Genomic DNA, 20,901 nt, shown 5'->3' with positions numbered 1-20,901 from the left:
GACGTTCGCCCCAGACTCTCCGTTTTCCAACCCACGGAACCGGAGCGTTCATGTCCCGCATCCTCAGCCTTGCCATCGCCGCCGCGCTTGCGGGGCAGGCCCACGCCGCCACCAAGCCAGCAGCAGCGTCCGCGCTGCCGCGCATCGACACCACCACGACCACCCAGCTGCCGCGCAACGTGGTGCCGCAGCACTACACGGTGGAAGTGACCCCGCACGCGCAGGACATGAATTTCGACGGCGTGGTCTCGATCGACATCGCCGTGGTCCAGGCGACCAAGTCGATCACCCTCAACGCGATCGACATGACCTTCTCGCAGACCAGCCTGAAGGGTGCAGGCGGCACGCAGACGCCGCAGGTGAGCATCGATGCGGCCAACCAGACCGCGACCTTCACCTTCGACAAGGAACTGAAGCCGGGCCGCTACGTGCTGTCCACGAACTACACCGGCAAGATCGGCACCCAGGCCGTCGGCATCTTCGCGCTCGACTACGACACCAAGGCCGGCAAGAAGCGCGCGCTGTACACGCAGTTCGAGAACTCGGACGCCCGCCGCTTCATCCCGAGCTGGGACGAGCCGAACTACAAGGCCGTGTTCGACCTCACCGCCGTGGTGCCGAAGGACCAGATGGCCGTCAGCAACATGCCGGTCAAGTCCAGCAAGGACACCGGCAACGGCATGAAGCGCGTGACCTTCGGAACCTCGCCGAAGATGTCGACCTATCTGCTGTTCTTCGGCCTCGGCGATTTCGACCGCCGCACGACCAAGGCCGCCGGCGGCACCGAGATCGGCGTGATCGCGCAGAAGGGCATGGTGTCGCAGGCCGACTTCGCGCTGGAATCGGGCGCCAAGATCATCGACGAATACAACGACTACTTCGGCGTGAAGTACCCGCTACCGAAGCTCGACAACATCGCCGCGCCGGGCCAGAGCCAGTTCTTCAGCGCGATGGAAAACTGGGGCGCGATCTTCACCTTCGAATACGCGCTGCTGTTCGATCCCAAGGTCTCGACCGAAGGCAACAAGATCGGCATCTTCTCCACCGATGCGCATGAAATGGCGCACCAGTGGTTCGGCGACCTGGTGACGATGCGCTGGTGGGACGACCTGTGGTTGAACGAAGGCTTCGCCTCGTGGATGGAAGGCCGCACCACCGCCAAGCTGCACCCGGAATGGGAAACCGCGATCAACATGGTCGGCGTGCGCGAGGGCGCGATGCGCCGCGACGCGATTTCGACCACCCATCCGATCGTCCAGCACGTGGCGACGGTGGAGCAGGCCAGCCAGGCCTTCGACACCATCACCTATTCCAAGGGCGAGTCGGTGATCCACATGCTGGAGAACTATCTCGGCGAGAACGCGTGGCGCGCGGGCGTGCGCCGCTACATCAAGAAGCACGCCTACTCGAACACCGTGTCCGACGATTTCTGGAACGCGATGGACGAAGGCAGCAAGATGCCGATCAAGGACATCGCGCATGACTTCACCCTGCAGCCGGGCATCCCGCAGATCGATGTCGGCGCCGTCACCTGCAGCAACGGCAAGACCACGGTGCAGCTGACCCAGGGCGAATTCACCCGCGACCGTCCCGGCAAGACCCCGCTGAGCTGGCGCGTGCCGGTGGTGGCGGAAGTGGTCGGCAATGCGCAGTCGCGCACGCTGGTGCGCGACGGCAAGGGCAGCATCACCCTGCAGGGTTGCGGCCCGGTGCTGGTGAATGCCGGCCAGGCCGGTTACTACCGCACGCATTATTCCGCCGACCAGTTCGCCGCGATCAGCAAGGCGTTTGCGCAGCTGAAGCCGATCGACCAGCTCGGCCTGATGAGCGACACCTGGACGCTTGGCACCGTCGGCACCCAGCCGATCGCCGATTACCTCGAGCTGACCCGCAACATCGGTCCGGATTCCAAGGCCCAGGTGCAGCAGAGCTACGTCGGTTCGCTCGGCACGATCAACGCCTACAAGAAGGGCGATGCCAACCTCCCCGCATTCCAGGCGTATGCCATGAAGCGCCTGCGTCCGATGCTGGACAAGCTGGGCTGGGAACAGAAGGCCAGCGATTCCGCCGCGACCAAGTCGCTGCGCATGAGCCTGATCGGCACGCTGGGCGACATGGGCGATGCGGCAACCCTGGCCGAAGTGCGCAAGCGTTTCGCCACCCTGCAGTCCGGCGGCTCGATGGCGCCGGAAATGCGTCGCATCGTGCTCGGCCTCGTCGCCAACAAGGCGACGCCGGCGGAGTGGGACCAGTTGCATGCGATGGCCAAGTCGGCGCCGACGCCGCTGGTGAAGTCCGAGCTGTATTCGCTGCTGGCCTCGGCGGAAGACGCCACGCTGGCGCAGAAGGCGCTTGACCTGGTGCTGAGCGGCGAACCGGGCGAGACGCTGGGTGCGTCGATGATCCGCAATGCCGCGGGCGAGCATCCCGACATGGTGTTCGACTGGGCGCTGGCCCATCGCGAGCAGGTCGACAAGCTGGTCGATGCCTCGTCGCTGAGCCGCTACTACGCCGGTCTCGGCGCGGGCTCGTCCGATCCGGCGATGATCGGCAAGATCCGCGCCTATGCCGAGAAGTACCTGGCGCCGACCTCGCGTCGCGAGGCCGACACCGCGATTGCCGGCATCGAATACCGGATCAAGCTGCACAAGGAGCAGATCCCGGCCATTGATGCATGGCTGGCGAAGAACGGCGGCTGATCGATCCGTCGGTTTTGCAAGAGATGTCGCGACACGGGAAACCCGCCGCAAGGCGGGTTTCTTTTTTACGCGGTGAAACGGCGCGCGATCAGATGATCGAGGCTGGCGCGTCCCGGTCCGGCCATGAACAGCCAGAACAGCACGAGGATGTACAGCACTTCGTTGAGTTCGACGAAATCGTCGAGCGCCGACACGCCCGGCAGCACCACCAATGCCAGTGCGACGATCATGTTGAAGATCATCGGCAGCGTGGCGAGTCGCGTCATCAGTCCCAGCATCAGCAGCACGCCACCAATCAGGTCGGTCGCGCCGCTGAGGTAGGCGCTCAAGCCGGGGAAGGGGATGCCCCAGTTGACGAAACGTTCGGTGAAACCGTCGTGGTTCATCAGCTTGGCCCAACCGGTTTCCGCCCAGAAATAGCCGAAGACGAGTCGCAGCAGCAACGGCGCAAGCCAGTCATAGCGGCGGGTGTAGAAAAGGAAAGCGTGGCGGAAGCGCACCGGCAGGGACGCCTGGGCGATGGCCGGATCGATCGGCGGTTTCTTCATGAAGGTGGCGCAGCGTTGCATAGCGGATTCCTCGGGAGATCGTGTTTGGTCACGGGTTCGCCGCGATCACCAGTCCATCGGTGATCCAGCGCTTGAGCAGTCCGATGGCGCGCAGCGCGGCTTCGGATTCGGGAAGGGATGTAGCGAGCCGGCTGCACAGTTCCGCGAATGTCGCGCCGTCACCGGTCATGCCGAGCAGTGCCGCTTCGTCGGCATCAAGCCGCCGCCAATGCACGCGAAAATCGTCGCGCCATAACAGCCAATGCAGTTGGTCGCCGCCATTTGTTGGTGGCAGCGGACGACCCGCGTGATGCGCCTCGACGATCGCGGGGATGCAGTCAGCAGCATGCAGGTGACGGATCGCGGGATGCAGTTCCAGTCGCAAGCCGGGCCAGGCATCGGCGGGCAGCGCGGCGACATCCTCCATCGAGATCGCGGTGGCATCGGCAGCGTCGAAGACTTCGCCCTGCATCCATTCGAAATGGGCGAGCGCCACCCATGTCGAAGGATGTTCGTGGCGACCCAGCCAAGTCGCGAAGTCGCGCCCGAAATGGCGAACGGAGGGATGCCGCGAGGGATGCGCGCGCAGATAGCCGCTCGCAAGCGCGTCGAACATCGTTTCGCCGACAAGCGCACGCAGCACCGGGAAGTCGTTGGCGAGGACGTCGATCAGGCGCAGCTGGTAGGCATCGGCATAGACCCGCAGGCGTTCGTCGCGGCGGTCGCCATCGATCAAGCCGGACAGCGCCGCATTGCCGCGCATCAGCCAGTCCTGCAGTGCGGCTTGCTGTTCGAAGAGTGCAAGCGAAGGCAGGTTCATGCCGCCTCCCTTCGCGGCGTTGCTGTCGCAGCGATATCGCGTGCCTGCGCGAGTTCGGCAAGCAATTCGGCGAACGGCGGATAGTTGTCGTCGCGTTCGATCATCGCCGGCACGTCGCCGAAGCGACGGACGGCATGCGCATAGAGCGCCCAGACGTCGTCGCAAACGGGTTGATCGTGGGTATCGATCAGCAAGCCGCTGCCGAGGGCATCGACCGAATGCCCGGCAAGATGGATTTGCCCGACCGCATCAACCGGTAGCGCATCGAGCATCGCGTAGGGATCGAAGCGGTGGTTGTGTCCGTTCACCCAGGCGTTGTTGACGTCGAGCAGCAGGCCGCAGCCCGATTCCGCGACGATCGCCGAGAGGAATTGCGCTTCGTCCAGCGCATCGCCGGAGAAGCGCAGGTAACTGGAGACGTTTTCCAGCAGGATCTGCTGGCCCAGCGCGTCCTGCACATCGCGCACGCGTGCCGCGACATGGCGGACAGCTTCGTCGGTCTGCGGCAATGGCAGCAGGTCGTGCAATTGGATGCCATCGCCACCGGTCCAGCACAGGTGATCGGAGATCACCCGCGGGCGCACGCGCCGCGCGAGTGCCGCGAGTTGGCGCAGATAGTCGCGATCCAGCGGATCGCGACCGCCGATCGACAGCGACACGCCATGCATCGCCAGTGGATAGCGTTCGGCAATCCGGTCCAGCGTGTACAGCGGACGCCCGCCGGCGATCATGTAGTTCTCGCTGACGATCTCGAACCAGTCCACCGGACACTGTGGCGCCAGGGCGTCTTCGTAATAACCGGGTCTCAGGCCGAGGCCAAAACCTTGCAGTGGGCGTGTCATCGCGTGTCCTCGGCGAATGCGTGGATGGGAAGGCCCTGTCCCTTCGCATGGAAAGGACAGGGCGGAGGACTTCAGGACTTGCTGGCCGGCTTCGCCGCGGCGCCCTTGGCACTTTCGAACTTGCCACCCGCGACCTTGCAATCCTGCTTGGTGGTCTCGGTGAAGCCCTGGCCCTTGCAGGCGTTCTGACCCTTGCAGGCGTTGTGCGTGGTCTTGCAGGCGCCCTGGCCCTTGCAGGCGTTCGCGCCCATACAGTGGCCCATCGCCGCGCTGCCGGAGCCGGCGGCTTGTGCCATCGGCGCGACGAGGAAGAGCGATGCGGCAGCCAGTGCGACGGACAGGCCGGAGAGATTCTTGATCTGGGTGTTCATGGGTTGCCTCGAATGGTTGGGATGGGATGTGCCGTCATCGTCCGGCGGCCTGCACATTCCACCCGCGGCGGGCGTCGCCGGATATTCCCGGGCGTCCCCGCGCCATGCCCGAGCGTCCGCGCGTCAACGCCGGTTCAGGCAATCCGGACGCAAGGGCATGGATCAGGATGCGGCCGGACATGGCCGCGTCCCGGGGGATTGGCCTACGATGCCGACATGCAGCAGCCCAACACGCCATCGCCGGCAACCGAAAGCATCGACAGCGTGCTCGAGACCGTCCTGGGCGCGTATCGCATTCGCGTGGAGATCACCGCCAACGTGCGCTATTGCGGCAGCGAATGGTTCGAACAGGAACCGGCGACGCCGCACGGCCAATTCCATCTGGTGACCGAAGGCGGTTGCTGGATCAGCGGAGAGACCTTGCAACAACCGTTGCACCTCGAAAAAGGCGACCTGATAGTCTTTCCGGGCGGGCATCGCCATCTGCTGTCGGCCGGCCCCGATCCGCACGTGCCGCAGGTCGTGGAGGAAACGACCACCTGCATGCTGTGCGGGGACCTGGATTTCTTCGGCGGCACCGGCAATCCCATCTTCACGGCATTGCCCGCCTATTTCGTGATCCGCTCGGCCGAAAGCGGCGAACAGTTCCGCCAATTGGCCGAGCTGCTCGCCAGCAACAGTCGCGATTCGCGCTGGGGGCGGCAAGTGGTGCAGAACAAGCTCGCGGATTCGCTGTTCACGATGGCCGTGTGCGAATACGTGCGTCGTACCGAACAGCCGCGCGGCCTGCTTGCGGCGCTGGTGGATGCGCGCTTGTCGAAGGCGTTGGCCGCGGTGCATGCACGACCCGGCGAAGACTGGACGATCCAGGGCATGGCGCACGTGGCGGGGATGTCGCGCACGACGTTCGCCGAACTGTTCTCGCAGGTGGTCGGCGTGCCGCCGATCCAGTATCTCGCGCAATGGCGCGCCATCGAGGCGAAACGCCTGTTGCGGAATCGCCGTTTTTCGGTGGCTGCGGTCGCCGAGATGATGGGGTATCGCAGCGAGGCGGCATTCCGCCGTTTCTTCAAGCGCCTTGAAGGCGTCGGACCGGGCCGCGTGCGCGGCGATGGCGACGATGGGTGACGAAAAGGAAAAGGCGCACCGGGTGCGCCTTTTCCATGCAACGCGTGGCGGGTTTTCCCGTTACAGGAAGTTGTATTCCACCTGCATGTTGAAGGCGCGCCCGCGCGGATCGGCAACGCGCGCTTCCCATGCCGCGCCGTCGCCATCGTCGAGATAGCGCAGGGTGAACGGCGGATTGGTATTGAGCAGGTTGCGGATGCCAAAGGTCAGCTTCAGATCCTTGGCAGCGTTCCAGGTGGCGCTGTAGTTGTAGGTGATGTACGCCTTCACCTTCGGGTTGTAATCCGGCGGGCGATAGCCATTGGCGATGCCCGGCGGCTGCCAGTCCTTGTATCCACCGCGATAGACCTGGGTCAACGTGTGCGACCAGGCGCCCTTGTTCCAGCTGAAGCCGAGCGTGTGCTTCCACTTGATCGGCAGGTTGTAATAGCGCTCGTATTCGCCGACCAGGTTGTCGCTGTAGGGCAGGCTGTCGAAGGTCTTGGTGCGGAAGGTCTGCAGGTAGTTGCCATTGAGGTGGACGTTCCAGTGGCCACCGTAGAGCTTGCCGCCGACATTGGCGTCGAGTTCGATGCCGCGGGTCAGGGTGCCGCCGGTGTTGATGTAGCGCTGGTCGATGGCGACGATCTGACCGCTGGAATCGCGGATGAAATTGTCCGCGTACAACGGATAGTTCGCGGTCATCGTGGTCAGGCTGAAACCGCTGCGGATCGTGTTGATGCGCTCGATTTCCCACCAGTCCACGGTGAGGTTGCTGTTGCGCGTGGGCGCGAGGACGAAGCCGATGCTCTTCTGCTTGGCTTTTTCCGGCTCCAGCTTGGGATTGCCGCCGCTGATGATGTCGGGACGGATCTGCACGCTACAGTTCGGCACGTTCGGGTTGAACTGGCCCTTCGGGCAGATCGCCGGATCGGCGAGGTCGAGGCCGGTGTACTGGCTTTCGGTGATGCCGCGGAACAGCTTGGCGAAGTCCGGCACCTTGAACCCGGTGCTGTAGGAACCGCGGAACGCTAGCCAGTCGACCGGCTGCCACTTGAACGAATATTTCGGATTGGTGGTGCCGCCGAAACCGTCATAGCGGTCGTGGCGCACGGCCAGGTCCAGCGACAGGCTGTCAAACACCGGCACGTTGAATTCGGCGAAGATCGCCTTGACGTTGCGGGTCTTCTTCGGCATGTAATTGGCCGAATCGCCGGGCGCGCCGAAGATGAAGGCATTGCCCAACGCCCATTGCGATGGACCACTGAACTCGTATTCCTCGCGACGCACATCGATGCCCACCGCAGCCTGCACCTTCTCCTTGGCCCACAGATGGAAGCCGAGGCTGCCGCTGAAGCTGGCATCGAAGGTGGTCATGGTGGTGGTGCCGTCATACAGCTCCAATCCGGTGGCGTCCGCCGCCGCCAATCCGGCCACCGCCGCCGTCGATTGGCTCTGGCTCGGCATCAGGAACGGATTGAGCACGCCATTCTTCAGCAGCGCTTTCAGCTGCGGCGTGTAGTAGTAGCCGCCGGCGAGCGTGGACTGGGCCTTGCTCTGCGCGCGCGACAGACCGACGTTGTAATCCCAGGTGCCGAGCGTGCCCTGCAAGCCGAGCAGGATGCGATAGGACTTGGTCGTGGTCTCAAGCTGGCGCGGACCGCAGACTTCGCAGCGCCAGCGATAGTTGATCGGCCGGCCATAGACCAGGTTGGCCTGCGGCCCGAAGTAATTCAGCAGCTGGTTGTAGATCGCGTCGTAGGTCGCCTTGGTGTTCGCGTTCAACTCGTAGGCGTCGAGCTGGGTCGCGGTGGCGTTGATGCTGCTCGAGATCTGCTGCGCTTCGAATTGCCGCTTCGAGGTGACCTTCGATGCCATGAATTCGGCGAAGAATTCGTGCTGCGCGCCGAGCTTGAAGGTTGCGCGGCCGATCGCCTGCAAGGTCTTCACCGGCTGCTGGATGGTGCGCGCGCGGCCGTAGTCCCAGGCGCAGGCGTAGCTCGCGGCAGGGCTGGCCCAGATCTGGTCGCCGTAGTCGCCCATCATGTCGCCGCCGTTGACGCAGCCGGCGCCGCCGGGCAGGCGCAGCGTGTTGATCGAGGTCTTGGTGAGGGTGGTGGCGGGGTCCTTCAGGCCGCTGCCGATCAAGCTGCCGGTGCCGCTGACGACGTTGGCGAACGGTGTACCGCGGGTATCCGGCGACAGGCCGCGGTTCGCCTGGAAGCTGTTGGCGAAATCGCGCTGGTAGCCGCGCAGGGCATCGTTCTTTTTCGCGTTGACCGCGAACCACACGTTCCAGCGATCGCGTTCGAGATCGCCGTGCCCGCCGAGCAGGCTGGCGTGGTAGATGTTGCCGCCGCCTTCCTGGGTGATGTCGACGCCGGACGTCAGCGACAGTCCCTGGTAGTCGGTGCGGGTGATGAAGTTGATGACGCCGCCGATGGCGTCGGTGCCGTACACGGCCGATGCGCCATCGCGCAGCACTTCCACGCGGTCGATGGCGGCGAACGGGATCGAGTTCAGGTCCACCACCTGTCCGGCCAGGCCATGCGTCGCGACGCGGCGACCGTTGAGCAACACCAGGGTGGCGTCCGCGCCTTGTCCGCGCAGGTTGGCGCCGGAGACGCCATTGTTGCCGCGCGTGCCGGGCGGCGCGATGCCGCTGTTGGCGGCAAGGCCATCGGGGCCGTTGCTGGCGATGTTCAGTTGCTGCATCAGCTGTTCCGCCGAGGTGATGCCCTGCGCCACGATCTCGGCCTTCTGGATGATCGTCACGGGCATTGCCGCTTCGACGTCGGTGCGCTTGATGCGCGAACCGGTCACCGTCACCGACCCAAGATCTTTCTTGTTCTCCGCCTGCGATGCAGGCGTCTTGTCGGTTTGTTGCGCCATCACCGGCATGGAAACCAGTGCGGCGGCGAGGGCGAGAGTGAGGCGGCGAATGGCGGGCGTGGTGTGATTTGGCATGAATCCCTCATGGCGATGGATACGGCGCGAACGCTTCGCGCTGGCACGATTTGCCGATGCGTTGACATCGCGTCATGCAACGGTCACGTACGATTCACAATCTAGACGATTTTTCGATGCCGTGCGCTGTTGCGTTGCCGCACGAATGGCGTCGAAAGCCCGGCGAAGGGTGGGGCGACCATCCTGTGGCGATGCCCGATTCGCCGCTGACGCACGAGATCGTCGAATATTTCCTGCTCACCATCGTCCAGGTGGCGATGATCGCGCTGGTGTTCCGGCCGATGGAACGCTTGTGGCCGGTCGAAGACTGGCCGGATCGCCGCATCACCGCGATCGATCGCAGCTACACGCTCATCAAGTTGTTCGGCGTGCTGCCCTTGTTCACGTACCTGATTCTGGCGCCGCTCGGAAATCTGTTCGGTGGTGGCAGCGATGATCCCGCCGGCATCGTCAGCGTGCAGGGGCTGGTGCCCTGGTTGGGCCATCATCCCGTGTTGCTGTTCCTGGTCTATTACGCGATCCAGGACTTCATCTACTACCTGATCCATCGCCTGCAGCACGCCATCCCGTGGTGGTGGGCGCTGCACAGCCTGCACCACAGCCAGCGCCAGGTGAGTTGCTGGACCAACGACCGCGACCACTATCTCGACGACTTGCTGGAAGCCTTGATCGTCGCCGGCGTCGCGGTGGCGATCGGCGTGCCGCCGGTGGAATACGCGCTGCTGGTGCTGTCGGGCGAATTGCTGCAGAACCTCAGCCACGCCAACGTGCGGCTGCGCTTCGGTCCCGTGCTCGACAAGCTGGTGGTCGATCCGCGCTTCCATCGCCTGCATCACATGCGCGTCGATCCCGAACGGCCGACGCTGCACGCCTGCAACTACGCGCTGGTGTTCCCGCTATGGGACATCCTGTTCGGCACCGCCTTGTATGGCGAAAAAGTGCGGCCCACCGGAGTCGGCGATCCGATGGTGGATGCCGACAACCGTCGCGGCATCATTGCGCAGCAGTTGTACGTGCTGAAACGCTTCCGCGCCGCGGTCCTCAGTCGCGCCGGCTGGCGCCCGGGCGACGTTGCCTTCAATGCGCGTTACGAGCCGGTATCGGTCCGCGATTTCGACCTGCACGCGCTGGAGGAAAGCCAGGTTCCGCTGGTCGCTCAGGGCTTGAAATCGACCGAACGCCACAACGGCGCGGGATCGTAGACGCTGCCGCCGCTGATGGTCTTGCTGATGCGGCGGGTGTTGTGGATGTCCTGCAGCGGATCGGCGTCGATCAGCACCATGTCGGCGCGCTTGCCCACTTCCACGGTGCCGAGTTCGCGGTCGAGCTTCATTACGCGGGCGGGGACGATGGTCGCGGCCTGCAACGCTTCCATCGGCGTGAAGCCGGCCTGCACGTAGATCTCCATTTCACGGTGCAGCGAGTAGCCGGGGATGGCCTGGTCGGTGCCGGCGACGATGGGCAGGCCGCGCCTGTGCGCTTCGCTGAGGGCCGCAAGCATCAAGGCATAGACGTCGTGCATGCGCTTGGCCTGTTCCGGCGGGGCGCCGGGGCTGTCGAGCGCGGCGACCAGCGGTGCCGCGACGTGGTCGATGCCCGGTTCGAACGTGCGCAACGGCGTGTCGCCAGCCTGGAGCTGGGATTCGTAGAGCGCCACGGTGTCGTCGATGACGGTGTGGTGGTGTTGCAACAGGTCGAAGAATTTTTCGGCCTGCGGCGAATGCAGGTCCCACGGCGGGACCGGCTTGCCGCGCTCGAGCTTGACCACTTCGCTGGCGAGGTATTGCAGGTGGTTGATGCCGTCGTATCCGGCGGCGACAGCCTGGCTGGCGGTCATTCCGATCGGAACGTGGCCGGTGACCGTCATGCCGAGGCGATGCGCTTCCTCGGTGATCACCGGCACCAGTGCCGGCTTCATGCTCGAATAGATCTTGATCTGCAGCGCGCCCGCTTTCTTGTAGCGACGCACCACTTCGCGCGCTTGTTCCGGCGTATCGGCGATGACCGCGCCCAGCGTGGCCGGACCGGTACCGTCGACGATGCCGGCCACGAGCAGGCGCGGACCGATCCCGCGATCCGATTGCAGCGCATCGCGCACGGCGAGGATGTAGTCGAATTCGTTGCCGCAATCGCGCACGGTGGTGACGCCGGCGGCGAGGTAGATCGGGCCCCATTCCACCTGTTCGTAATGCGCGTGCATGTCCCACAGGCCGGGGATCAGGAACTTGCCGCGGCCATCGATCACCACCAGTCCGGAAGTCGATGCAGGCAGCGTGTTCTGGGGATCGATGCGCGCGATTTTCCCGTTCTCGACGAAAACGGTGACGTCCCGTCGGGTTGCCGCGCCCGTGCCGTCGATCAGGTCGACATGGGTGATGGCGAGTTTCTTCGCGACCGGTTGCTTCGCCGAAGCGGCGAGCTTGCCCAGCGCCTGCAGGTTGTTGAGCACGGCCTGGCGCGTGAACACGGCCAGCGACGCCTCGGACGCGATTTCCTCGCGGACGGCTTCGAAATGGTCGAATTCGGCGTCGTTCGACACCAGCGCGACGAGTTGTTGGGCATCGTCGAGCCACAGCGATTCGCTGCCCCAGACCAGGCCCGACACGGTATAGCCGTGCAGCGTTTTCGCGTTCAGGGCGAGATCGCCGGCCGGCTCGATATGGACCGCGCCGAGCGCCGGAACATCGATGGATGCCGGCTTTCCGCTGGCCAGCCAGTAACGCATCAATTGCTGCTGCATCGCGACCGGCGAATAGCCGTCGATCAGGAAGGTATGCGGACCTGCCGGGTATTCGCTGGTCTTGCCATCGCGCACCAACGCCACCTTGCCGCGTTGCGCGTCGAAGGTGAAGTTGTCCTTGAGCTTGGAGAAGCGCGATGAATTTCCATCGACCTCGAGCGACAGCGGCTGGGTGATGCTTGCGAACGTGTAGGTCGCCTTCAACGGCACCGGGGTGTTGCGATCGGTGAACTTGAAATCCGAGCGCAGGATGCCCTTGCCCGATTCCACTTTGATGGACCAGGTTTCCTTGCCGATGGCGCGGGCGAACTTGTAGAGGGTGAACGTTCCCTGTTCGCCTGCGGGCTTGTCCTGCGCGTGGGCGAGGCAGGGGCCGATCGCGAGGAACAGCGCGAGCCCGAAGCGATACGGTTGCAACTGCATGATCCCCTCCCAGGGCCATCGGCGTGCGATGAGTGTCGCGAAAGAATACCGACCCGGCATGTGCCAAAAGAAAGCCCCGCAGTGCGGGGCTTTCTCGTTAACGGGTCGGAATCAGACCGCCAGCGGTTCGCTGAAGGCTTCCGGTTCGTGGTCCTTGAACTCGCCGACCGGGATGCAGCTGCAGAACACGTTCTTGTCGCCGTACACGTTGTCGACGCGTGCCACGGGCGGCCAGTACTTCTGCTGCTTCAGCGAAGCCAGCGGGAACACCGCCAGCTCGCGGCTGTAGCGGTGGTTCCAATCGTTGGCGGCAGCCTGCATCGCGGTATGCGGTGCGTGCTTGAGCGGATTGTCCTCGCGGTCGAGCTTGCCGTTCTCGATCATGCGGATCTCGTCGCGGATCTGGATCATCGCGTCGATGAAGCGATCGAGTTCGTACTGAGATTCGCTCTCGGTCGGTTCGACCATCAGCGTGCCGGCGACCGGGAAACTCAGCGTCGGCGCGTGGAAGCCGAAGTCGATCAGGCGCTTCGCCACGTCTTCGGCGCTGATGCCGGTCTCGTCCTTGATCGGACGCAGGTCGAGGATGCACTCGTGCGCGACAAGACCATTTCGGCCGGTATAGAGCGTCTTGTAGTGCGGTGCGAGGCGCTTGGCGATGTAGTTGGCGTTGAGCAGTGCGACCTGCGTGGCCTTCTTCAGGCCTTCGTTGCCCATCATCGCGATGTACATCCAGCTGATCGGCAGGATCGACGCCGAGCCATAGCTGGCCGCGCTGACCATGCCGCCCTTGCCGATGCCGTCGGTGGTGATCGCATCGTCCTGCGCGGCCTTGGGCAGGAACGGCGCGAGGTGCGACTTCACCGCGCACGGTCCGACGCCGGGGCCGCCGCCGCCGTGCGGGATGCAGAAGGTCTTGTGCAGGTTGAGGTGCGAGACGTCCGAGCCCCACTTGCCGGGCTTGGCGACACCGACCAGTGCGTTCATGTTGGCGCCGTCGGTGTACACCTGGCCGCCGTTGGCGTGGATGATCTCGCAGATCTCGACGATCGCTTCCTCGAACACGCCGTGGGTCGAGGGATAGGTGACCATCAGCGCGGCGAGGCGATCCTTGTACTTCTCGGCGTTCTTGCGGATGTCCTCGACATCGACGTTGCCGTTCGAATCGCACTTGGTCACGACTACGTTCATGCCGCACAGCTGCGCCGATGCCGGGTTGGTGCCGTGCGCCGATTCCGGGATCAGGCAGATGTCGCGATGCGCTTCGCCGCGCGAGGCGTGGTAGGCGCGGATTGCCAGCAGGCCGGCGTATTCGCCTTGCGCGCCGGAATTCGGCTGCAGGCTGACCGCGTCGTAGCCGGTGCATTCCACCAGCATCGCCTCGAGGCCGTCGATCAGCGCCTTGTAGCCCTGCGTTTGCGCGGCCGGCGCGAGTGGATGGATGTTGCCGAACTCGGGCCAGGTCACCGGGATCATCTCGGCGGTGGCGTTGAGCTTCATCGTGCAGGAACCGAGCGGGATCATCGTGCGATCCATCGCCAGGTCCTTGTCGGCCAGCGAACGCATGTAGCGCAGCAATTCGTGTTCGCTGTGGTGGGTGTTGAACACCGGGTGGGTCAGGAACTCCGACTTGCGCTGCAGTTCCGCCGGGATCAGCGACGGCGCGCTGGCGTCGAGCGCTTCGATGTCGGGAAGCTTGGCGCCATCGTCGGCGAAGACCTTCCACAGCAGTTCGATGTCGGCGCGGGTGGTGGTTTCATCCAGCGCAATGCAGATGTAGTCGTTCCACGCCTTGCGCAGGTTCACGCCGTTGGCCTGCGCGCGCGCGATCAGCGCGTCGGTCTTGCCATCGGTCTTGAGGCTGATGGTGTCGAAGGCGCTGCCGTGGTGCGACTGCGTGTAGCCCAATTGCTGCAGGCCGGCCATCAGGATCGCGGCCAGGCGCGACACGCGGCCGGCGATGCGCTTGAGGCCATCGGGGCCGTGGTAGACGGCGTACATCGAGGCCATCACCGCCAGCAGCACCTGCGCGGTGCAGATGTTCGACGTCGCCTTCTCGCGGCGGATGTGCTGCTCGCGGGTCTGCAGGGTCAGGCGGTAGGCCTTGTTGCCTTCGGTATCGACCGACACGCCGATCAGGCGGCCCGGCATGTTGCGCTTGTAGGCGTCGCGGCAGGCCATGTAGGCGGCGTGCGGGCCACCAAAACCGAACGGCACGCCGAAGCGCTGCGAGTTGCCGACCACGATGTCGGCGCCCATTTCGCCCGGCGTCTTCAGCAGGGTCAGTGCGAGCAGGTCGGTGGCGAAGATCGCCAGTGCGTTGTTGGTATGGATCTTTGCGACTTCCTCGCTCCAGTCCATCAGCCAGCCGCTCGAGGCCGGGTACTGGATCAGCACGCCGAAGTAGTCGCCCTTGGCGATCGCGGCGTCCCACTCTTCGGCGCTGTTGGCGAGTGCGATGGAGATGCCCAGCGGTTCGGCGCGGGTGCGCAGCACTTCGATGGTCTGCGGATGGCTGTCGCCGCTGACGAGGAAGGTATTGGACTTCGATTTGGCCGAACGCTTGGCCAGCGTCATCGCTTCGGCGGCGGCGGTGCCTTCGTCGAGCAAGGACGCGTTGGCGATTTCCATCCCGGTGAGGTCGGCGACCATGGTCTGGAAGTTGATCAGCGCTTCCATGCGGCCCTGCGAGATTTCCGCCTGGTACGGCGTGTAGGCGGTGTACCACGCCGGATTCTCGAGGATGTTGCGGAGGATGACGTTCGGGGTGTGGGTGCCGTAATAGCCCTGGCCGATGAAGCTCTTGAACACCTTGTTCTGGTCGGCGAGCGCGCGGATCTTCGCCAGCGCCTCGACTTCGGTCAGTGCGCCCGGCAATGCCAGCGGCGCCTGGCTGCGGATCTTGGCGGGGACGATGGCGTCGGTCAGCGCATCCAAGGATGCATGGCCGAGCGTTTTCAGCATCGACGCGATTTCGTCTTCGCCGGGACCGATGTGGCGGGCGATGAAGGCGTCGTGGTCTTCCAGCTGGCGCAGGGTGGGGGAGTTCGACATGGCAGGCATCCGGATTGCGCGCGGTGCGCGATGATGGGGATGCCCCTCTGTCCTTTTGCCTGAGAGTTTGAACGGCGAACCGTCTTGCCCCTTCGGCGCCGGCGCGTGGCCGATCTCTCCAGAGTTGTGTTGCCGCGGTGGTACGGAGCCTGAGCGATTTCGGGCGATTGCGCCTTCGGCAGCAGGACGGTCCTGAAAGGGATGCCTGCTTCTCCCACCGGTTGCCGCGATTATACGATGCGGTCCCGCGCAAGGGCCGGTTACCATGCCTGAATGGAACCGCAGACGACCGAAACCTTGCCGCCCGCCCCGCAGGACACGCCCTTGCTCCGTTCGAGCTGGATGAACTGGCTGCTGGGCGTGCTCCGCCACGAACCCGCGCATGCCCTGACCCTGTTCTACATCGGGACGTCGGCCCTGGGCCTGTGGGCCAGCTTCTGGTTCTTCCGCAGCTTCGGCATCCCGGTGATGGACTACATGGATCCGAGCGACTACATCACCGCCGGCCTGCGCGACCCGATGTATTTCCTGACGGTCATCGCCGCGCTGGTGCTCACCTTCCTGCTGAACTTCAAGGAATACGCGCGCAGGAAGGGGCAGGCGTACTACGAAGAGACCCGCACCGCGCACTGGTGGGGGCGCGTGCTGATGCCGTTCCCGTATCGTCCGGCGCGCGGCAACTGGGTAGGCCGCCTGTTGGGCTGGGGCGCATTTTCCATGCCGACCGCCGCCACCTTCGGCGTGATCTGGGCAACGATGTGGATGACCTTCGGCTATGTCCAGAACAAGGCCGAAAACATCCGTGCCGGCGGCGGCCATGTCGTGCGCATCACCCTCGCGCATGCGCACGATCCGCAGCCGGGCACCGCGCGCCTGCTCGGCACCATCGGCGATTTCGTCTTCCTCTACTGGCCGGACCAGAAGCGTGCGGAAGCGATCGCGGTGGAAGAGGTCGGTCGCATCGAATCGCTGATCAGCGCGGATGACGCAGCGGCGAAGACGTCGGTAGCCCCCTCAGCATCGACCCCGGCGCATTGATCGTGGCCCGTTCGACCGCACTCTCGGCATCGCGACTGGCGCCGGTGCTGGGCGCGCTGGCGATGCTCGGGCCGTTCTCGATCGACACGATTTTTCCGGCGTTCCCGCATATCGGCGCGCAGTTCGGCGCCGACAAGCTGGCGATGCAGCAGACCATCAGCGCCTATCTGCTCGCCTATGCCCTGATGAGCGTGGCGCATGGTCCGCTGTCGGATGCGCTCGGGCGCCGGCGCGTGATCCTCGCCGGATTGGCGGTGTTCGGCATCGCCTCCGCCGGTTGTGCATTGGCGACCAGCCTGCCGATGCTGCTGGCGTTCCGCGTATTGCAGGGCTTGTCGGCAGGCGTCGGCCTGATCGTCGGGCGTGCGGTCATCCGCGATGTCCTGCATGGCGACGATGCCCAGCGCCTGATGAGCCATGTCTCGATGATCTTCGGCATCGCCCCGGCGATCGCGCCGCTGGTGGGAGCGTGGTTGCTCGGCTGGTCGCGCTGGCCGGCGATCTTCTGGTTCCTGGTGATCCTCTCCGCGGCGATGATCGTTGCGGTCGTCGGCCTGCTGCCGGAAACGCATCCACGCGAGGCGCGACAACCGCTGCGCGTTGCCGCGATGGCGCGCGGCTACTGGGCGATGCTGAGCGATTCCCGCTTCATGCGCCTGGCGCTTGCCGGCAGCCTCAACTTCGCGGCGCTGTTCCTCTACATTTCGTCGGCGCCGGCACTGGTGCTCGACCATCTCCATCTCGGCCAGAACGGTTTCGGCTGGTTCTTCATCCCGATGATCGGCGGAATGATGCTCGGCGCCTTCGTCTCGGGACGACTGGCCGGACGCGTCGGTGGCATCGCGCAGATCCGCATCGGTTTCGCCTGCTGCATCGTTGCTGCATTGATCAATGCGATCTACCACTACGTCGTCGCGCAGCCCACGGTCTTGCCGACGGTGCTGCCGGTTGCGTTGAACTCCTTCGGCATTGCTCTGGTATTCCCGATCCTGACCCTTGCGATACTCGACATGTTCCCGGCCACGCGTGGGGCGGCATCATCGATGCAGGCCTTCATCGGCCTGCTGGCGAACGCGCTGATGGCGGGACTGGTGTCGCCGTGGCTGAGCGCCAACCTGTTCCAGCTCGCGCTGGCGGCGGGGATCCTCAGCGTGTTGGCGTGGGTGTTCTGGCGCTGGGAATATCAGCGCAGCAAACGTCCGCCGCGGTCACCGCATGATGCCGACGAAGCGGTGTCGCTGGAACCGACGAATCCGTAGTTCTGAACTGCACGCGCCAAGCTGGCGCGTGCTAGGGCTGTCGGCGCATCCACCAGTACACCGGCAGTCCTGCCGCCAGCAGTGCCGCGCCCCACAGCATGGCCTCGCGACCGATCCCGGTGAGCGCATAGATCGAGAAGACGAGACCGATGGTCGCGGCGATGCGTCCGCGCTTGTCGCCACGACGCAGCCACGCAGCGGCGCCGGCGAGATAGGGCAGCAGCGTCGCCGCGGTCGACAGCAGGATCGAGAAGGTGAACAGCTGCACCAGCGAACGCGTGTAATTGGCGACGATCAGCAATGTCGCCAGCAGGCCGCTCACCAACAATCCGATGCGCGGCGTGCCGTTGGCGTCCAGTCGCGCGAGCGGCGCGGGCAGGAAGCCGTCCTGTGCAGCGGCCATCGGCACCTGCGCGGATAGCAGGACCCAGCCGTTGAGCGCGCCAAGACAGGCGACCGCCATCAAGGCCGCGATGGCGACGCCGGCGCCGTTGCCCCACAACTGTCGGGCGGCGTCCGCCATCGGCGCCGACGATTTGGCGAGCACGCCTGGCGCGACGATTCCGGTGACCGCGGTGCAGGCGAGCACCGTCACCACGCCGGCCAGCAACGCGCCGAAGACGGTGGCGCGCGGGATGGTGCGTTCGGGATTCTCGGTGTCTCCGGCCGGAACCGTGGCCGATTCGAAGCCGAGCATCGCCCACAGCGTGAGCGCGGCAGTGGCGTTGATCGCCGACGGAAACGTCGTTCCGGCAGGATGGGTCAGCGCGAGGTTGTGGCGATCGATGAACCAGATCGCGACCAGCGCGAACAGCAGCAACGGAATGATCTTCATCGCGGTCAGCACGATTTGCGCGCGCCCGGCTTCGCGGATGCCGGCGAGGTTGATGCCGAGGCAGAGCCACAACGCGGTCAGCGCACAGGCCGCGGAATACACCGGCGTCGCGGCGATCGTCGGGAACAGCGCGCCCATGCTGCCGGCGAATGCCACCGCGATCGCGGCGATCGCGCTCCAGATCGATACCCAGTAGCTCCACGCGATCAGGAATCCGGCGGCGTCGCCGAAACCGGCGCGCGCGAATGCATAGGGACCGCCGGTGTGCGGCCATTTCATCGCCAGTCGGGCGAAGGTCGCGGCCAGCGCCAGCGTGCCGACCAGGGTGATCGTCCAGCCGATCAGCGCGGTCGCGCCGTAGGGCGCCAGCGATGCCGGCAACAGGAACACGCCGCTGCCGACCATGTTGCCGACCACGAGGGCGGTGGCCGACCAGATGCCGAGTGCGCGACGGTTCATCCGCGATAGGCCTCGCGCAGCAGTTCGTGGAAATGGTGGACGCCGGATTCGCGCAGCGGGTTCAAGCGTCCCGCGATATACGATCCCGATGTCAGGCCGCGTTGCACGTCGACGCAGATGCCGATGTCCTCGTGCTGCACTTCGTCGCTGAAATCGATGTCGGCCTGGCGGCGCGCGTCGTCGCCGATGTCCGGTGCGTACCAAGTATCGAATTCGACGCGGCAGCGATCCGGGCCCAAGGGCAGCACGCGATTCACCTGCAGGCGGCCGGGCAGGATGTTGAGCATGGTCGCCGGCCAGAGCCAGTAGTACAGCGCATCGCCGTTGCCGTAGAGCGTGTCGCTGCTTTCCAGCGGACTCCATTGCAGCGAATGCCAGCGCGACAGTTCGGTGCGGTAGCTGCGATAGTCGAGCAGGCGATTCAATTCGGGGTGCACGTGGGGGACGTGGTAACCCTCGAGATAGTTGTCGACGTAGACCTTCCAGTTGCAGTCGATGTCGTAGCCGACGCGATGGTGGTGGCCGTAATGTTCCAGTCCGCGGTCGCTGCCGATGCGGGTGTCGATGCCGGCGATGAAGGCATCGAAGTCCGGCGCCAGCGCTTCGTCCACCGCCACGAACACCAGCCCCTGCCAGACGCGCACGGCAAGTCGCGGCAAGCGGATTTCGCTGATGTCGAACGCCTGCGCGTCCTTCATTTCCGGGGCGGAACGCAACTGGCCTTCCAGCGTGTAGGTCCAGCCGTGGTAGCGGCAGCGCAAGGCCTTCGCACCCGTGCCATCGCATTGCGCCAGCGGGCCGGCACGATGGCGGCAGACGTTGTGGAAGGCGCGGATTTCGCCATCGTCGCCACGCACCGTGATCACCGGCAGGTTTCCGATGCGACCCACGACGTGGTCGCCGGTTCCGGCGAGCTGGCTGACGTGGGCGACGAATTGCCAGCTGCGGGCGAAGACCCGGCGCAGGTCGCGGTCGAGGCTTTCCACGCCGACGTAGTAGCCGGCGGGCAGGGCAAGGGCGATGTCGAGGGACTGCGGGGCGAGATCGGAATGGGAACTCATGTCACGAGTATGACGCGGAATCGCGGAATCGATACCGACGACTGGAAATACAGTGATCGCTGGTGCAGTTCGCGAAAGTGATGGTGGAATTTCACGTCGCCGTTCCATTCGCGGGGAGCAGGATTTCCCCAACCGGCAACGCTGGCGCTCGGGATGCACAAGATGTCGAGGTACCAGCGAGGCCACAGGGAGGGTGGCCTGCCGGTGCACTACGCAAGCCGACGATCCGGGCCAATCAATCCGCGGTGTTGCAACCACGCCCACGCATCCTCGGCATCCTGTTCGACGTAGGCCCGCGCACTGCCGAGGCGGAAGGTATATCCCCAGGCATCCATGTCGGCGAACAGGCGATCGCGCCCATAGCCGGGCACTCGATCGGCCAGCAGCGACTGCAGCACGCAGACTGCGTTTTCCTCGTCGATGGAATCGGTGGCGTCGGTGTGGACGTCGCCGCGTCGCTCCGGCGGCAGCACGATCAGGTGGCCGGCTTCGTGCAGCAGCGAATGCACGGGCGTGTCGTCACGCGCGTAAACCGCGTGCCCGATGATGCCGGCCTCGGTTTCGCCCCAGAAGCTGCCGGGAATCGTCTCGCCGTCGTCGACGCGGATCAGTTCAAGCCCGTAGCGGGCGAGCAGGGTGGTGCAGCCAGTCCACTCGACGTCGCGCAATCGGGTGACG

Annotated in this window: 15 protein-coding genes and 1 riboswitch; of the genes, 5 read left to right on the top strand and 10 right to left on the bottom strand. The window is 64.9% G+C overall.

What is annotated here, in order from left to right; all coding sequences use genetic code 11:
• Positions 1-50 precede the first annotated feature (50 nt).
• On the top strand, positions 51-2,699 hold the full coding sequence (locus ABE093_RS07030; RefSeq protein ID WP_430760173.1) for a M1 family metallopeptidase: 2,649 nt from the start codon (positions 51-53) through the stop codon (positions 2,697-2,699).
• 65 nt (positions 2,700-2,764) lie between these two features.
• Here the strand turns inward: ABE093_RS07030 and ABE093_RS07025 are convergent, their stop codons facing one another.
• The 4 genes from ABE093_RS07025 to bufA2 all read right to left on the bottom strand — a co-directional run bounded on the left by ABE093_RS07025 (position 2,765) and on the right by bufA2 (position 5,280).
• A complete protein-coding gene (locus tag ABE093_RS07025) occupies positions 2,765-3,268 on the bottom strand; it encodes a DoxX family protein (RefSeq protein ID WP_430760172.1) in 504 nt (167 codons plus the stop codon).
• 28 nt (positions 3,269-3,296) lie between these two features.
• A complete protein-coding gene (locus ABE093_RS07020) occupies positions 3,297-4,067 on the bottom strand; it encodes a DNA-binding domain-containing protein (protein WP_430760171.1) in 771 nt (256 codons plus the stop codon).
• Positions 4,064-4,909, bottom strand: a complete 846-nt coding sequence (gene bufB / locus ABE093_RS07015) for an MNIO family bufferin maturase (protein ID WP_430760170.1) — start codon at positions 4,907-4,909, stop codon at positions 4,064-4,066. Before bufB ends, ABE093_RS07020 begins: the two co-directional genes overlap by 4 nt.
• Positions 4,910-4,980: 71 nt before the next feature.
• Entirely contained in the window at positions 4,981-5,280 is a 300-nt protein-coding gene (gene bufA2 / locus ABE093_RS07010) for a BufA2 family periplasmic bufferin-type metallophore (protein WP_430760169.1), read from the bottom strand.
• Between the two features lie 216 nt (positions 5,281-5,496).
• Between bufA2 and ABE093_RS07005 the strand changes: the two genes are divergently transcribed.
• Positions 5,497-6,408 carry an AraC family transcriptional regulator gene (locus ABE093_RS07005; RefSeq protein ID WP_430760168.1) on the top strand — a complete coding sequence of 304 codons (912 nt, stop codon included), beginning with the start codon at positions 5,497-5,499 and terminating at the stop codon, positions 6,406-6,408.
• Positions 6,409-6,468: 60 nt separating this feature from the next.
• Here the strand turns inward: ABE093_RS07005 and ABE093_RS07000 are convergent, their stop codons facing one another.
• Complete coding sequence (locus ABE093_RS07000; RefSeq protein WP_430760167.1) at positions 6,469-9,354, bottom strand: TonB-dependent receptor; 2,886 nt, start codon at positions 9,352-9,354, stop codon at positions 6,469-6,471.
• 191 nt (positions 9,355-9,545) lie between these two features.
• On the opposite strand from ABE093_RS07000, the gene ABE093_RS06995 reads away from it, so the two are divergent.
• Positions 9,546-10,556 carry a sterol desaturase family protein gene (locus ABE093_RS06995; RefSeq protein ID WP_430760166.1) on the top strand — a complete coding sequence of 337 codons (1,011 nt, stop codon included), beginning with the start codon at positions 9,546-9,548 and terminating at the stop codon, positions 10,554-10,556.
• On the opposite strand, the gene ABE093_RS06990 is transcribed toward ABE093_RS06995, so the two are convergent.
• A complete protein-coding gene (locus tag ABE093_RS06990; RefSeq protein WP_430760165.1) occupies positions 10,511-12,517 on the bottom strand; it encodes an amidohydrolase family protein in 2,007 nt (668 codons plus the stop codon). The genes ABE093_RS06995 and ABE093_RS06990 overlap by 46 nt on opposite strands.
• Before the next feature lie 111 nt (positions 12,518-12,628).
• Positions 12,629-15,580 carry an aminomethyl-transferring glycine dehydrogenase gene (gcvP, locus tag ABE093_RS06985; RefSeq protein ID WP_430760164.1) on the bottom strand — a complete coding sequence of 984 codons (2,952 nt, stop codon included), beginning with the start codon at positions 15,578-15,580 and terminating at the stop codon, positions 12,629-12,631.
• A 28-nt stretch (positions 15,581-15,608) separates the two neighbouring features.
• Positions 15,609-15,703, bottom strand: a riboswitch (glycine riboswitch).
• 141 nt (positions 15,704-15,844) lie between these two features.
• Here gcvP and ABE093_RS06980 point away from each other — a divergent pair.
• Both ABE093_RS06980 and ABE093_RS06975 read left to right on the top strand, forming a co-directional pair.
• Positions 15,845-16,609, top strand: a complete 765-nt coding sequence (locus tag ABE093_RS06980) for a hypothetical protein (protein ID WP_430760163.1) — start codon at positions 15,845-15,847, stop codon at positions 16,607-16,609.
• Between the two features lie 2 nt (positions 16,610-16,611).
• Positions 16,612-17,868 (top strand): multidrug effflux MFS transporter, encoded by a 1,257-nt coding sequence (locus ABE093_RS06975; RefSeq protein WP_430760162.1) that lies wholly within the window; start codon positions 16,612-16,614, stop codon positions 17,866-17,868.
• Between the two features lie 31 nt (positions 17,869-17,899).
• Here the strand turns inward: ABE093_RS06975 and ABE093_RS06970 are convergent, their stop codons facing one another.
• From ABE093_RS06970 to ABE093_RS06960, 3 genes are all read right to left on the bottom strand, one after another.
• Positions 17,900-19,162 carry an amino acid permease gene (locus ABE093_RS06970; RefSeq protein WP_430760161.1) on the bottom strand — a complete coding sequence of 421 codons (1,263 nt, stop codon included), beginning with the start codon at positions 19,160-19,162 and terminating at the stop codon, positions 17,900-17,902.
• Positions 19,159-20,223 carry an aromatic ring-hydroxylating oxygenase subunit alpha gene (locus ABE093_RS06965; protein ID WP_430760160.1) on the bottom strand — a complete coding sequence of 355 codons (1,065 nt, stop codon included), beginning with the start codon at positions 20,221-20,223 and terminating at the stop codon, positions 19,159-19,161. Before ABE093_RS06965 ends, ABE093_RS06970 begins: the two co-directional genes overlap by 4 nt.
• 209 nt (positions 20,224-20,432) lie before the next feature.
• Positions 20,433-20,891 (bottom strand): hypothetical protein, encoded by a 459-nt coding sequence (locus ABE093_RS06960; protein ID WP_430760621.1) that lies wholly within the window; start codon positions 20,889-20,891, stop codon positions 20,433-20,435.
• Between the last annotated feature and the right edge of the window lie 10 nt (positions 20,892-20,901).

Origin of the sequence: Solilutibacter silvestris (assembly GCF_050574925.1) — a bacterium.
GTDB classification, from domain to species: Bacteria; Pseudomonadota; Gammaproteobacteria; order Xanthomonadales; family Xanthomonadaceae; genus Solilutibacter; species Solilutibacter silvestris_A.
This window is presented reverse-complemented; position numbering and strand designations above follow the sequence as displayed.